This is a genomic window from Engelhardtia mirabilis (genome assembly GCF_007748095.1).
Classification (GTDB): domain Bacteria; phylum Planctomycetota; class UBA1135; order UBA1135.
Genome location: NZ_CP036287.1, coordinates 735,160 through 749,268, shown reverse-complemented (window position 1 = coordinate 749,268; position 14,109 = coordinate 735,160). Strand labels below are relative to the sequence as shown.

The window sequence follows — 14,109 nt, the reverse complement described above, 5'->3', positions numbered from 1 at the left end:
TTGTGGGACGGCGAATTCTGGGAAGGCGAATTCTGGGAAGGCGGGGTGGAGCGATAGCGGGCAGGGCCGGCGCGGCGTCCCCCGCCGAGAGCCCTCGGGATCAGCCCTGAGGCGGATCCACGGGGATCGAGCTCCCCCGGAGTGGGGCGCGCCACCGGCGCGCCGCAAGGGACCCGGCCATGACGACCCAAGGGCGGGAGCCCCGCCCCCGCTCCCCTCAGGCGCAGCCCGCGGGGAGTCGATCGTCCGCCCATGGACGATGCCCCGCGAGCCGAGCGAGAGCTGGCCCAGATCGCCCTGGTCCCCGTCCGCCGCCGGGTCCGGGTCGCCGGTCCGACCCCTGCGGGCGCAAACCGACCCGACCAAGGAGCCGACCCGTGCGCGATTGCCTGATCCTCGGCTCGGGCCGCAGCGGCACCAGCATGGTCGCCGGGAGCCTGGCGCGGTCGGGGTACTTCCTGGGTCAGGACCTCTACGCCCCCCGCGCCTGCAACCCCAAGGGCTTCTTCGAGGCGCCCGAGATCAACGGGCTCAACGAGGAGCTGATGGCTCCGGCGGTGCCCGCCTCGCCGCGGCTGGGCGCCGGTCAACGCTGGTTGGCGCGCCTGCCCGCGGGCGCGCGCCTGGCCTCGGGCCCCGACCTCGACGCGCGCCTGGCCGCCGCCTGCGCGCATCGCCCCTTCGCCTACAAGGACCCGCGTTTCTCCTGGACCCTGCCGGCCTGGAAGCCGCACCTGGGCGACGCCGGCCTGGTGTGCGTCTTCCGCCATCCGGAGCTGACCGCGCGCAGCATCGTGGAGGAGTGCGCCAGCGCCGAGTACCTGGCCGACGTGCGCTTCGACGGGGCGGATGCCCTGGCCCTGTGGCACGACCTCTACCAGCGGCTGGTCGAAGAGCACGCCGCGGGCGAGACGCTGCTCTTCCTGCACTACGACCAGGCCCTGTCGGGCGCCGGCCTCGAGCGCCTGGGCCAGTTCCTCGACGCGCCGGTCGACCTCGACTTCCCCGAACGCGGCCTGCGGCGTTCGCCGGACACGGCGCAGCTCGGTCCCGAACTGCGCGAGCTCTACGCGCAGCTCTGCGACCTGGCCGGGCACCGCCCTGAGTCACAGTCCCTGTCGATCCGCGTGGGCGCGCCGGAGCACGCGCCGCTCGTCGCCGTGGTCGGCATCGCCACCGACGACAACCGCGAGCAGTGGCCCCAGGCCCTCGAGCAGCTCAGCGGTCAGCGCGGGGTGCGGGTCGAGACCTGGGTCGTCGACGCCACGCGGTTGCAGGACCTCGAGCTCGATGGCGCGCGCGTGACGCGGCTGGTGCGGCGCTCGATCGGCGCCAGCCTGGCCCACATCGCCGAGACCTCCGACGCCCCCACCATCGCCTTCGTCGATCCGCGCGCCAGCGCCCTGCCCCACCGGCTGCTGCGTAGCGCGACGGAGCTGGAGCGCGATCCGACCAAGCGCGCGGTGCGTTGCCTGCTGCAACAGACCGGGCGCGGCGGCCAATTCCAAGCCTGCGTCGATCCCCTGGCCAATCTCGACCACGCCTGGCCCCTGTGGATCGCGACCCTCGCCTGTCGACGGGAGGCCCTGGCGGCGATCGATCGCCGCGCCTTCCGGCCGGCCCTGCGGGAGCTGGTCGGTGCTTGGGCGCGCGACGGCCAGTTGGGGCTGGTCGGTGAAGGCCTGGCCCTCGCCGACCGCGAGGAACTGGCCCACGCCCGCGCCGAGACGGCCGCGCAGGAGCACCGGCTGTCGCTCGAGGGCCGCGACACCGACGAGGCGCCCCTGGTCTCGGTGATGATGGCCCACCATCGACGTCCCGACGCGATCTTCGAGACGCTCGAGTCCTTCTGCAACCAGACCCTGCCGCCCTCGGCGCTCGAGTTGATCGTGATCGACGACAACTCGGAGCTGGCGCTGGTGGACGAGCTGCGCGCGCTGGAGCTGCCGGTGCAGTTGACCGTGCTGCGTCAGGGCGGCGGCGGCGCGGGCAACGCGCGCAACCTCGGCCTGCCCCTGGCCCGCGGCAGGTTCGTGCTGTTCGTCAACGACGACACCATCGCCGACCCGGACCTGGTCGAACGCCACCTCGCGGCCCACGCGGAGCTGGCCCGACCGGTGGCGATCATGGGGCACTTCCGCCAGCCGACCGAAGCCCTCGACAACGCCCTGCTCGACCTGTTCGAGCGCACCACGCACCTGTTCGGCTACGTGGGCTTCGAGGATGGCGCCGAGATCGGCGGCGGCAACCTGTACACCTGCAACGTCAGCGTTCCGCTCGACGCCGTGCGCGCGATCGGCGGGTTTGACCCCGAATTCAGCCACTACGGCTGCGAGGACACCGACCTCGGCCTGCGCCTCGAGGACATGGGCGTCCCGCTGGTCTACCGCGCCGAGTGCCGCGCGCTGCACCGCCACCGCGTCGACGAGGCGACGATCACGCGGCGCAATCCGCTGGTGGCCCGCGCCCACGCGCGCCTGTTCGCCAAGCATCCGCGCGCCTTCCGACCCTGGCTGCCCATGGACTGGTCGGACGAGAAGGTCGTGCGCGACCGCCTGCAGCGAGGCGTCGCCGCCTTGGATCCCCTGCGTCGAGTGGTGCGCAGCCTCGGCGCCCTGGACACCGGCGCCCTGCGCCGGTCGAGCCCCGAGCTGGGGCAACTCGGGGTCGAGATCGAACATCGCCTGGAGGGCGCCTTCGAGCTCCACAACGGACCCCTGTGGTGGAAGGGCTTCATCCAAGGCTTCGAAGAGCAGGGCGCGCACCGCTTCGAGGATCTGTTGGCGCGGGTGCCCCTGGAGTTGACCGGCGTCGAGGGCCCGTCGGTGCTTCTGCGCGTGCGCCGCGGGGAGACCGCTTGGCTGGCCCTGGTCGAGCGCTTCGTCGCCCGCCAGGACGAGCACGACCAGACGCTGTTGCTGTGGAACCAAGGCGACCTCGGACCGGGCGCGGACGCGATCCGCCAGGCCGTCGCGCCGGCCCTGGCGCGCGCGGCGCAGCACGGCCGCGCGCCGCGCCTGGCCCTGCTCGACGCCGCGCTGCCCTGGGCCGAGGTCGGCCGGGTCTTCGCCGCCTGCGACGGCTGGATCGGTGCCGCGGGCGACTCGGACCCGGATGATGCCGACATCGCCGCTGGTGCCGGCTGCGCCGAGGTCGACGTGAGTGCGTGGCGTGGCGCCGCGCCCGTGGCTCCCCTGACGGAGTTCACCTGGCGCGTGCTGTGTCGCCCGGACTGGTCGACCGTGACCGACGCCGCGACCCTGGCTGCCCTGGCGGAGCCGCTGATGGACTCGGGCGACGCCTGCCTGGTCTTCGCCCACGGACCGGACGAGGCCCCCACCGACGCCCTGTTGGCCGAGCTGGGGCCGATGTTGGACGCCCTGCACGGCGCGCACCGCGCGCTCGACGTGGTCCTGCACGAGTGCGCCGCGAACGAAGTCGGCGAGCTCGCCGCCGCCTGCTCCCTGTGGCTCGATCTGCCCTCCGGGCGGACCGTCGCGGGGGCGGAGGGCTTGGAGCGCTGCGCCCGCGCCGACGAACTCGCGACCGGCTTACGACGACTGCGGTCGCTGGCGCTCCCCGCGCTCGCCACCGCGCAACTGCGCGAGCCCGCGCGCGACTGGAGGGTCCCGGCCCATGCGTAGTGTGATCGTGCTCGGCTGCGGCGGCAGCGGCATCGCGGCCTGCGCCGCGGCCCTGGTGGGCGCGGGGCGCTCGGTCGGTCCGGACCCTGTGCCGCCGAGCCTGCGCCAGCCCTTGGGCGTGCACCACTCGTCGGCGCTCGACGCACTGCTCGAGCGCTTGCTGCGACCCGGAGCGGCCCCTCGCCCGCGCACCGCCGCGGGTCGCGCCTGGCTCGCGCCTCGCCGGCCCGAGCGGCCGATCGTCGTCGACGAAGCCGCGCGGGACGACCTGGCGCGGATCGTCGCCGCCGAGCCCTTCTGCCTGGCCCATCCGGGCCTCGCGGCGGCCTGGCCCGCGCTGCATGGCGAGCTGCCGTCGGCGGCCCTGCGGGTCGTGGTCTTCCGCGATCCGGCGACGACCGTCGCGGCCTTGGTCGACTCCAGCGCCTTCGATCCGCAGGAGCGGATGCACGCCGAGGCCGACCACCTGGGCCACTGGCTGCGCACCTACCGCGGCCTGCTCGCCGCCGCCGAGCACGATGGGGCCGAATGGCACTTCGTGGAGCTCGACGAGCTGATCCACGGCGCTGGCGCCCAGCAGCTCGCGGACCACGCGGGTGCCGTGGCCACCCACGTCCTCGACCCCCTCGCTCCGCGGCCGGCCGTGGAGGACCACTCGAGCGGCGCCGCGGCCGACGAAGCCCGCGCCCTCTTGGCCGAGCTGCGAGCCCGGGCGACCGCGACGCCCAGGGCGACGCCGCCTGTCGCGCCGGCGCCGCACATCGCCGCGGTGGCCCTCTCCGACGGCGCGGACCTGGCCGGACTGGCCGCCCTGCGCGCGCGGGTCGCGGCCCAACGCGGCGTCGCGGCCGAGTTGATCGTCGTCGACACCTCGTTCGAGGGCGGACTGCAACTCGAGGGCGCGACCGTCGTCCACGAGCCCTGCCCCAGCCGCGGCGCGGCCCTGGCCCGGGCGGCCGCCGCCACCGATGCGGAGCTGTTGGCCCTGGTCGACCCGCGTTGCACCGACCTGCCCACCCGCCTGATCCGCGCCGCGCGGGCCCTGGGCGACCATCCGGAGCTGGACCTGGTCACCACCGACCTCTACCTGGTCGATGGCCCTCGCCTGGCCGACCGCGTGCACCCGGGCGAGATGGGTGACGTGCCCGCTGCCTTCTGGTGGGCGACCCTGACCCTGCGCCGCGAGCTGCTCCTGCAGGCGCCGCGCGCTGCCTTCCGGCGCGCCGAGCTGGCCCTCTTGGCCCAGGCGCGCGCGACCTCGAAGGCGGGGCACCTGGAGCTGCCGACGACCCTGGTCGAGCTCCGTGACTTCCGCGCCGCCGCCTCCGAGGCAGCCGCCGACGGCGCCCTGCTGGCCCTCGACGCGCGGGCCCTGCCCGCGGACACGGCTCCGGCCCTGTCGGTGCTGTGCTGCAGCTACCAACGCCGCGAGACCCTGGTGCGCGGCATGGAGTCCTTCGCCCGCCAGGAGTTGGCGCCGGGCACGTTCGAGCTGGTGCTCGTCAACGACGGCTCGACGGACGGCACGGCGGAGCTGCTCGACGGACTAGAGCTGCCGATCCCCGCGCGAGTCGTCCACCGCGAGAACGGCAAGCTGGCGGCGGCGCGCAACAGTGGCCTGGCCGTGGCGCGGGGCGAGCTGGTGCTGCTGGTCAACGACGACACCATCGCCCACCCGGACCTGGTCGAGCGGCACCTGCGGACCCACGCGCGGCTGGGCGAGCAACGCGTCTGCGTGCTGGGCACATTCGAACAGCGTCCCGCCGCCCTCGACAACGCCCTGCTGCGCCACCTGGAGGGCTCCTGGGAGGTCTTCGGCTACTCGCAGCTCGAGCCCCAGTCGTTCACCGACGCGCTGCACTTCTACACCTGCAACGTCAGCGTGCCCCTGGCGGCCCTGCGCGAATGCGGCGGCTACGACCGCACCTTCCAGCACTACGGCTGCGAGGACACCGACGTGGGCGTGCGCCTCGAGCAGCTGGGCTACCGCGTGTTCTACGACGACCGCGCGCGGGCCTGGCACGACGACCGCTTCGGCTTCGACTACCTGAAGCGGCGCCAAGCCATGGTCGCGCGGGCGTTCGTGCGCCTGTTCCTGCGCCACCCAGCGGTGCGCGCGCGTTGGGAGGGAGAGCCGGAGTCCCTGGCGATGGTGGCCCACGAGCAGTGGGACGCGGCGAGGCTCGCTGCGGCGGAGGCCGCGGCTCGCACCCTCGCGACCACCGACCTGGGCGCGCTCGAGGCCTTCGACGAGCACGAGTTCGCGGCCCAGGTCTGCTCGAGCCTCGGCAACTTGACGCGCGAGCTGCACCGGCAGTGGTGGCTGCAGGGCACCGCCCAGGGTCTGCGCGAGGCCGGGCTCACCGGACTCGACCAGGTCGTGGACAACGAGGGTGAGCCCGTGGCCCTGACCACGACGCGGCCGCGGCGAATCCTGGCCTGGCCGCGCTACGACGATCCCGAGAGCCTGGCGCGCCTGTTCGCGATCACCGGTGCGGCCCTGCGCGATCCGCGCGTGGCCCTGGTGCTGCGCTTCGATCCGGCGCGGGACGGCGACCGAGCCCAGGTCGACGCCGCCCTGGAGCGCGCCTACCACGAGCACTTCCCGGCGGGCGACCAGGTCGAGTTCGACCTGGTCTGTGGCCCCCTGGACGATCGTTGGGACTGGCTGCGCCTGCGCCGCTCGATCGACGTCACCGCCATCGTCGGAGGCGAGCCCGAGGCCCTCCTGCGCTTCGTCGACACGGAGCTGCTGGACAGCGCGGCGCTCGCGCAGGAGTGGCTCGCGACTTTCGGGCCGGCGCGGGAGAGCGAGCCCGTGCAGCGCGCGGCGCTCGGCAGCGGGCCCGAGTTGTCCGTGGTCGTGCCGACCTGCAACCGTCCGCGCGAGCTGGGGCAGTTGCTGCTGGCGCTCGCCAACCAGAGCCTGGACGCCGATCGCTTCGAGGTGATCGTCGTCGACGACGGCTCCACGCGACCCGCCCGAGAGCTGATCGAGGCGCGCCCCTGGCCCTTCGAGCTGCGCTGGCTGCGGCAGGAGAACGCCGGACCCGGCGCCGCGCGCAACCGCGGTGTGGAGTCGGCGCGGGCCCCGGTGGTGGTCTTCTTCAACGACGACGCGATCCCGCTCGAGGGTTGCCTGGCAGCGCACCTGGCCGCCCAACGCGGCGACGTCGTGCCCCACGCCGTGCTCGGGTCCTTCCCGCTCATCGGCCGCCGCCGCCAGGACCCCTTCGCGGAGCTGATGGAGCGCTCGACCATGCTCTTCGCCCAACCGGCGATGAAGGCCGGCGTGCTCTACCAGGGCCTGGCCTTCTGCACCGGGAACATCTCCGTGCGCCGCGAGGTGCTCGAGCGCCTGGGCGGCTTCGACGGGGAGCTGCCCTTCGCCGGCGCGGAGGACTCGGAGCTCGGCCTGCGGATGGAGCGCGAGTTGAACCTGCGCGTGCGCTACCTGCCCCAGGCCCGGGCGGGGCACGACCACCAGCTCGAAGTGCGGGGCTTCGCGCGGCGCCAGCGCGTTCTGGGCTGGTCGATCGCCCGCATGGCGCGCAAGCACGGGGACGCGAGCCTGATCGAGCCCGGCCTCGACTCGGCGGACCCGGCCTTCTGGGCGCGCCTGGCCGCCGACATGATCGGCAGCGAGGCGGAGCTGGAACGCCTGGTGGAAGCCGTGGCCGCCGCGTCGTCACCGATCGAGGACGAGGCCCGCCGCGGCGCCCAGGCCGAGGCCCTGCGCCCCCACGTGGAGCGCGTGCGCGAGATCGCCTTCCGCCAGGGCCTGCTCCTGGCCCAAGCGGGAGTCAGCGCCGAGCGGCTGCACGACACCCCGCTCGAGGCTCGCCGGCCCCGGGCTCTGGCGAGTTAGTGTCCTGGACCACGTCGGTCAGCGCAGCGCGCGCAGGCGATCGAGCTCCGCGCCGAGCTCGGCCAAGACCCGGGCGTAGCGCTCGTCGCCGACCAGGTTCTCGCGTTCGCCTGGGTCCGCCTCGAGGTCGACCAGTCGGTCGTGGAGACCCAGGCGCAGCAACTTGAAGCGCTCGCCGCGCACGGCGCAGCGCTCGACCTCGTAGGGCCCGGGGCCGTTGGGGCGGAAGAACTCGGCGAACAGGAAGTGCCGGGCGCCCATGGCCGCCGGATCCGCCAGGCAGGGCGCGAAGCTGACCGAATCGAGGGCCGTCGAGGCGTCGCCGCCGCACAGCTCGACGATGGTCGCGGCCAGGTCGACCGAGTGCACCAGGGCGGAGCTGCGCCCCACCGCGACGCCGGGCCCGGCCACGATCAGCGGGACGTGGATGCCGCCCTCGTAGACGCTGCCCTTGGCCTGTTCGGGATCGCGGGAGCGTTCGACGACCTCCTTGGGCGTGCCGTTGTCGCCCAACACGATCACCAGGGTCCGCGTCAGGTCGACCCCCTCGAGCAGCCGGCCGAGCTCCGCGTCCGCAGCCTCCAGAGCAGCCTTGTAGTAGCTGCGCTTGGTCCTGAGCGGCGGCTCGGTATGCAGGCCCTCGGGCGGGTACTCGTCCCAAGGGCTGTGGCCGGCAGTGAAGCTGAGCACGCACAACCACGGCGCGCGGGCCGTAGCGATCCAGGCCGCCGCATCGCTCACCTGCACGCTGGTGACGTAGTCCGTCGACGGGGCCCGCGTGCCCGACTCGACGCGGATCCAGTTGCTGTAGGTGTCGGTGCCGGTGAAGTTGTGGAGGTGCCCGGCGAAGTAGTCGAAGCCGTGTCGCTCGGGCGCGTCGAGGCCGCCCTCGCGGTTCGACAGGTGCCACTTGCCGATCATGGCCGAGCTGTAGGACTCGGGCAGCATGGCCGGCAACAGAACCTCACTCGGCTCCAGGGCGGGCGTGTTCGGCTTGACCGACTGGCCGATCCCCGTGCGCCGGCTGTACCGGCCGGTCAGGATCGTCGCGCGGGTCGGCGAGCAGACCGGATTGGTCCAGGCGCGGGTGAAGACCGTGCCGCGCGCGGCGAGGGCTTCGATCGTCGGCAGGGACGGGCAGTCGGAACCCACGCCGTAGGTGGTCAACTCCTCGACGCTGACGTCGTCGAGCACCACGAGCAGCACATTGGGCGCGCCGTCCGGCGCGGTCGCAGCGGCGTCCCGGCCCTCCCCCGGCGATTGCGGCGAGCAAGCGACCAGACCCGCGACGATGACGGCCAGGGCCGCCGCGACGGCCGCTCGGACCGCCCTGGGGCTGGCGTGGGGAGGGGAGGTCCGCATGGGGATTCCGGGCGCCCACCGGCGCCGGGCGGACCATAGCACGGCCCCCCTTGTGGCCCGCACCCGCCCGCGCCAGACTCCGGCCCATGTACGCCGCGATCTACGCCTGGAAGGCGATCCCCGGGCGCGAGGAGCGCTTCCGCGCCGGTTGGCGCCGCGTCACCGAGGCCATCCGTCGCGAGCACGGCAGCTTCGGCTCGCGCTTGCACCGCACCGACGACGGGCGCTTCGTGGCCTACGCCCTGTGGCCCAGTGAGGAAGCCTGGAAGGCGGCCATGGCCGGCGCGCCGGTGGACCCCGAGGGCGCGCAGATGATGACCGACTCCGCCGAGCCCGACGGCGTGAGCAGTTCGGTGGTCGCGACGGGCGAGGTGCTCGACGACCTGCTGCTGCAGCCCTGAGGCGACGGCGCGACGCCGAGTCCGCCGTCCGGTTTGCCCCGCGAAGAGCGCGGGGCACAGATCGCAGAGAAATGTCGGTCGACTGCAGGCAGCCCGTTGGCGGCCTCGCGCGGGGCCGACGGGCCCCACGGTACCGGGATGCCAGGTGACCTCGCCGAGCGTTTCGAGGCGCCGCTTCGGTTGCGCGATCGAGCGATTTCTTTCCTGTTGCAGCGACCCGGCGTCGAAGGATCCGCGCGCCTAGGATCGAGCCTCGGCATGGGGGAGATTGCATTCCCTCGCCTCCACCTCTCCCGAACATCGATTCAGACGTGAACTTGATCCAACTCCGTCTTGCACCCGTCGCCGTTGCGGCGCTCGCACTCATCAACGGCGCGGCAGCACAGGGCGGACTCAACCCGACCCAGACCTGCCTCGACTACTACCCGACCAACTCGGTCGATTGGCCGGCTTCGGGCCTGGGCGCGGCTGCGGACTTCACCCGCATCATCGCCGGTAACTTCGACGGCACCGAAGACCCCGACGGCATCGACCTCGTGGGTCTGGTCGGCACGAACCTGGTCTATCTGCCGCGCCTGCACTTCCAGACGGCGATGTACGACATCCCTCTGGTGGCCGCGGCGCCGACCGATATCGAGGTCCTGCGTCACCCGATGTTCGGAGGGCAGGACAGCCTGCTCGTCGCCGACGAGTACGGCCTGCACCGCATGACGTTCACCGGTTCGCCGAGCTACACGCTGGACACCCTCTCGGTCGGCACGGCTTGGAACTCCGCGACCATGCTGCATACGGCCGACCTCGACCAGGACGGCGCCCAGGACGATGTCGTGGCCCTCGCTGCCGATGGTGTGACCGTGCTGGTGATGCTCGACGCGGACGGCGCCTCGCCCGTCGCCACGTCCTTCACCGCCTCGGACGACGTGCTCGACATCGAGACCGTGGAGTGGGCCAACCTGGCGGGCCCGGCCGCGCTCGAGATCGCGGTGCTGGCGGAGGACGGCATGACCATCTACAAGCCCGACGGGTCCTTCGTGCGCTTCTTCGCCCACGCGGCCCTTCGCGGACAGATCGCGCGCATCCAGACCGGTGGCGCCCTCGACCTCCTGGCTTGGACGCGGCCGAAGCTGGGCCAGTCGGCGTCGGAGGTCGTCGTCGTGGAGCTGCTCACCGTCCACGTGGGGCCCCTGGCGCACTTCGACCTGTGCGGCACTTCGATCGACGTCCAGCCGGTGACCTCGGCCGGCGGTGACTACAACGACGACGGTCTCGACGACCTGTTCATCACCCACCAGGAGAACGAGACCGCGGTGGTCCTGATCAACCAGGGGACGGCGCCCTGGTTCACGACGACTGGCGACCTGGCCTACGACGTGATCCCGCTCAGCTCCGCGGGGCTGGGCACGGGCGCCGGGAACCTGGCGATCCCCGTCTTCGAGGACCTGGACGGCGCCGGCCGTGCGGACATCGTTCAGATGGTCTCGACCACCGGGACGATCGAGGTCTGGCTGCGCGCGCCCTTCCAACGGCAGTTGACCACCGGCGAACCGGAGAGCTCAGCGGACATCGCGCGCACCGAGTCGGGCTTCACCCCCGGAGACGCCACGACCACCCCCCCGGAGGCCGGGCAGCTCGAGTTCGCCTTCAACGTCCCGGTGACCGATCCGGTCAAGACGCACATCGAAGTGCTGCTCGCGGTGCAGGACGACCCGCTGAACAACTACGTTGATGAGGACCTGCTCTACCACGCCGTGCATCCTCTGGCGACGGGCTCGGCGCAGGTGCTGGTCCTGGGCGATCTCGAGACCCTGCTCGGGAGCACCGTGATCGACCCGGGGGACATCCAGACCGGCTACTTCTGGACGAACAAGCGGCACTACTACATGCGCTACCGCTTCGTCACGGCCGACGTCAGTGGCTCGACGATCACCATCACGAACCCCGGTCGCTGGTTCACCGGCGGCTGGACGATTAGGTGGGAAGACTTCCCGGCGGCGTACAGCCTCAGCGCCCTGTCCAGCTACATGCTCTCCGAGGGCGGAATCACGGACAGCGAGTTCACGCTCTTGACCGAGGTCGACATCAGCGGCGGCTCGGGCGCGGGAACGGCCTTGGGAGCGTACGTCCCCATGCAACGCACGCCCCCCTTCCCTCCGGGTCAGGTCCCGACCCTTCCGGCGGTGTCCGTTGGCCCGGCGACGACGACGCTCTGATCCAGCCGTGATTCGGGCGACTCGAGTCGCGAGGCCCGGCGGTCTCGCCGTCGGGCGAGCGCCGTCGGGCGAGCGCCACGTGTGAGCCGAGTGGGCGCCGGCCGCGCCCACTCGGCTCGCTGCGTTCAAGGGAACAGCGCTCGATGGCCCAGGCCCAACACGCTGAAGCGCGCCCGCTGGGCTGCGACCGGCTCGGCGGCGATCGCCAGGCGCAGGGCCTCGGCCGGGGAGCTGCCCGCGGCCAGCTCGGTCGTGACCCGCCCCAGGATCACCAGGGCCGCGCGGTATTCGACCCGACCGTCGGCGACGAGCACGCAGGACGCGCCGCGGGCCAGGGAGGTCCCTCCGAGGGTCGCCGACTGGTCGTCGCCCAGGCGCACCGGACCGCGGGAGGACCCGCAGGCGCACAGGATCAGCAGGTCGGTGTGGAGCGCCGGAAGGTCGCCCGCATGGACCAGCTCGGGACCGTCCTCCCCCGCCAGGACCAGGGCGGCGCCGCGCTCCTCCTTCCCGTCCCAGACCCCGTGGCAGAACAGGTGCACGATCCGGTGGTGCTGGCCGGTGAGGTCCTCGAGGTCCTCGCGCGTGGCGGCCTCGATCAAGCGGGTGCGATCGGCCAGGGGGCCGCAGAGCTCGGCGCGTGCCTCGTCATCGAAGGGCAGGACCTCCAAGGCCGAGAAGCCTTGGGGGTCGGCGTTCACGGCGAGCACCAAAGCCTGTTCCGCGAGGGTCCTCGCGACGGCCGCGCGCTGGGCCAGGTAGAAGCCCACCGGCAGGGAAGGCTGGGTACTGATCGCGCGCAGGGCGCCTAGCTCCCGGGACGAGGGCCGGTGGCGCAGCGCTTCGGGGCGCTCGCCGTCACCGGTCTCGAGTCCGACCCAGCCGGGCAGCTCGGCCACGCGCAGGTTCGGCATCAACTCGAAACCCACCAGCGTCAGGACGCTGTGGTCGGTGACCCAGTCGCGCAGGTCGGGGGGGAAGAGGGCCTTGCTGAGTGCCTCGCCTTGCGGCCCGTCGGCGCGAGCCCGCGCGCGGACGGCCTCCGCGACCAAGGGCTGGAGCTCGTCCACGGCCGGCAGGTGGTAGTGCTTCAGTTCCTGGCGATCGAAGGCGAAGAGGTGCGACGTGTCGACCGCGGGCAGGAACACCAGGCAGCCCTCGCCCTCGACCAGCATGGAGGAGCGCACCTGTTCCAGGCTCGGCGCAGCCAGCCCGAGCTGCCGCGCTTGGGAGCCGAGGGTCTGCACTTCGATCAGCACGCGCAGGGCCGCCTCGTGGCCGTCCTCAGCGGTGGTTCCGGTCAGCGCCGCGTCGATTGCCGCCGACAACACCCGCGTTCGACGCGCGTGGAAGTGCAGGAAGCCGATGCCACCGGGGCGCGGCGGGGTCGAAGCCCAGGAGCCGATCAGGTTGCCAAGGGCGCGGTCGAGCCGCACACGCGCATCGGCTTGCTGCTCGCAGGCGCCGTCGCAGGTCCCCAGACAGTCCCCGTCGCAGCTGAGCGGGTGCCAGTAGCGCCATTCGAGCGCAGCCAGCAGGCCGGCGTCCTCGAGGGGCCGGTCGTCGACTCCCCGCGTCTGCTGCTCCAAGGTCCGCGCCGCGGCCAGGGACTCGCGGATCTGCGCCGCGCCGTCCTCGCTCGCCGCGCCGCCGGCTTGGTCCAACATGAGCGCGTCGACCAGGTGGATCTGCAGCGCCGCTCGATCGGGGATGCCGAGCTCGTCGGATCCCAAGGCCTCCCGAATCAGCTCGACCGCCTCGTGGGTGGGCAGCTTGCCCTCGCGCGCAAGCTCCAGACTGGCCAGTCCGTCGACCGCCGTGAGCAGGCCTGCGAGGCGCCCAAAGGCGGGGTCCACGCGCGATTTGCCCACGAGGTCGCGCACACGATCGAAACTCTCGATCAACAGCAGGCGGTCGATGTCGACCAGCAGCGCGGCTTCGAGAGCGCTCGGCACGCCCACGTCCCCGGCCAGCTTGCGGGCCTCGTCGAGGGGCTCCTTGGCGCGGTCGACCAGGCCCTGCTCCAGGAAGACCTGGGCCTGGGCCGCCCGCAGGCGCGAGAGCACGGCGTAGTGGCCCCGAGCGAAGTCGGGGCCCATGGCCGCCGGATCGCCGATCGCCGTCAGGGTCTCCTCGCAGGCGACGAGCTCCTTGTCGACCTTGCCCCAGTCGCCCGACCTGCGAGCCACCTCGGCGCGCACGAAGTGCACCTCGGGCGCGACCAGCAGCAGTTGCGAGTCGTCCTTGAAGGCCTCGAGGAACCAGCCCAGGACTCGATCGGCCGCGTCCAGCCGACCGGCCGCGAACAGGCCCTCGGCCAGGGTGCGGCAGTACCAGCCCGAGTAGTAGGCCCCCAGAAGGGTGCCCCGCTCGCGCGCGTCGGCGCGCAGCTCCGTGGATGACGGGAGGTTCGCGAGCACGCCCTCGGGTCGCTCGGCCAAGAGCAGGTCCAACTGCAAGAACTCGATCGCGCGCTCCTGCTCGGCGACGTCGTCGCCTGCCCGCCGCAGCTCGGTCCAGCGATCTCCGATGCGCCCCCATGCGTCGGGGTCGTCACCCGGACCGAGCTCGTACACCAACTGCCCCACCGAGGGCGGCGGGCTCGCGTCCTGGCGAGTCTCGCC

General features: G+C 72.8%; 6 protein-coding genes. 4 read left to right on the top strand and 2 right to left on the bottom strand.

What is annotated here, in order from left to right; translation table 11 throughout:
• The first annotated feature begins 377 nt into the window (after nucleotides 1-377).
• A complete protein-coding gene (locus tag Pla133_RS02775; protein ID WP_145062191.1) occupies nucleotides 378-3,644 on the top strand; it encodes a glycosyltransferase in 3,267 nt (1,088 codons plus the stop codon).
• Complete coding sequence (locus Pla133_RS02770) at nucleotides 3,637-7,512, top strand: glycosyltransferase family 2 protein (protein ID WP_145062188.1); 3,876 nt, start codon at nucleotides 3,637-3,639, stop codon at nucleotides 7,510-7,512. Before Pla133_RS02775 ends, Pla133_RS02770 begins: the two co-directional genes overlap by 8 nt.
• An 18-nt stretch (nucleotides 7,513-7,530) precedes the next feature.
• Here Pla133_RS02770 and Pla133_RS02765 read toward each other — a convergent pair whose 3' ends face one another.
• Complete coding sequence (locus tag Pla133_RS02765; protein WP_145062186.1) at nucleotides 7,531-8,874, bottom strand: sulfatase-like hydrolase/transferase; 1,344 nt, start codon at nucleotides 8,872-8,874, stop codon at nucleotides 7,531-7,533.
• A gap of 86 nt (nucleotides 8,875-8,960) precedes the next feature.
• Here Pla133_RS02765 and Pla133_RS02760 point away from each other — a divergent pair, with 86 nt between their 5' ends.
• Nucleotides 8,961-9,275: a putative quinol monooxygenase gene (locus Pla133_RS02760; RefSeq protein WP_145062184.1), complete on the top strand. Its 315-nt coding sequence runs from the start codon at nucleotides 8,961-8,963 to the stop codon at nucleotides 9,273-9,275.
• 311 nt (nucleotides 9,276-9,586) lie between these two features.
• The gene (locus Pla133_RS02755) at nucleotides 9,587-11,485 is read left to right on the top strand and encodes a hypothetical protein (RefSeq protein ID WP_145062182.1); all 1,899 of its coding nucleotides are present in this window, start codon (nucleotides 9,587-9,589) and stop codon (nucleotides 11,483-11,485) included.
• 125 nt (nucleotides 11,486-11,610) lie between these two features.
• Here the strand turns inward: Pla133_RS02755 and Pla133_RS02750 are convergent, their stop codons facing one another.
• Complete coding sequence (locus tag Pla133_RS02750) at nucleotides 11,611-14,073, bottom strand: CHAT domain-containing protein (RefSeq protein ID WP_145062180.1); 2,463 nt, start codon at nucleotides 14,071-14,073, stop codon at nucleotides 11,611-11,613.
• Between the last annotated feature and the right edge of the window lie 36 nt (nucleotides 14,074-14,109).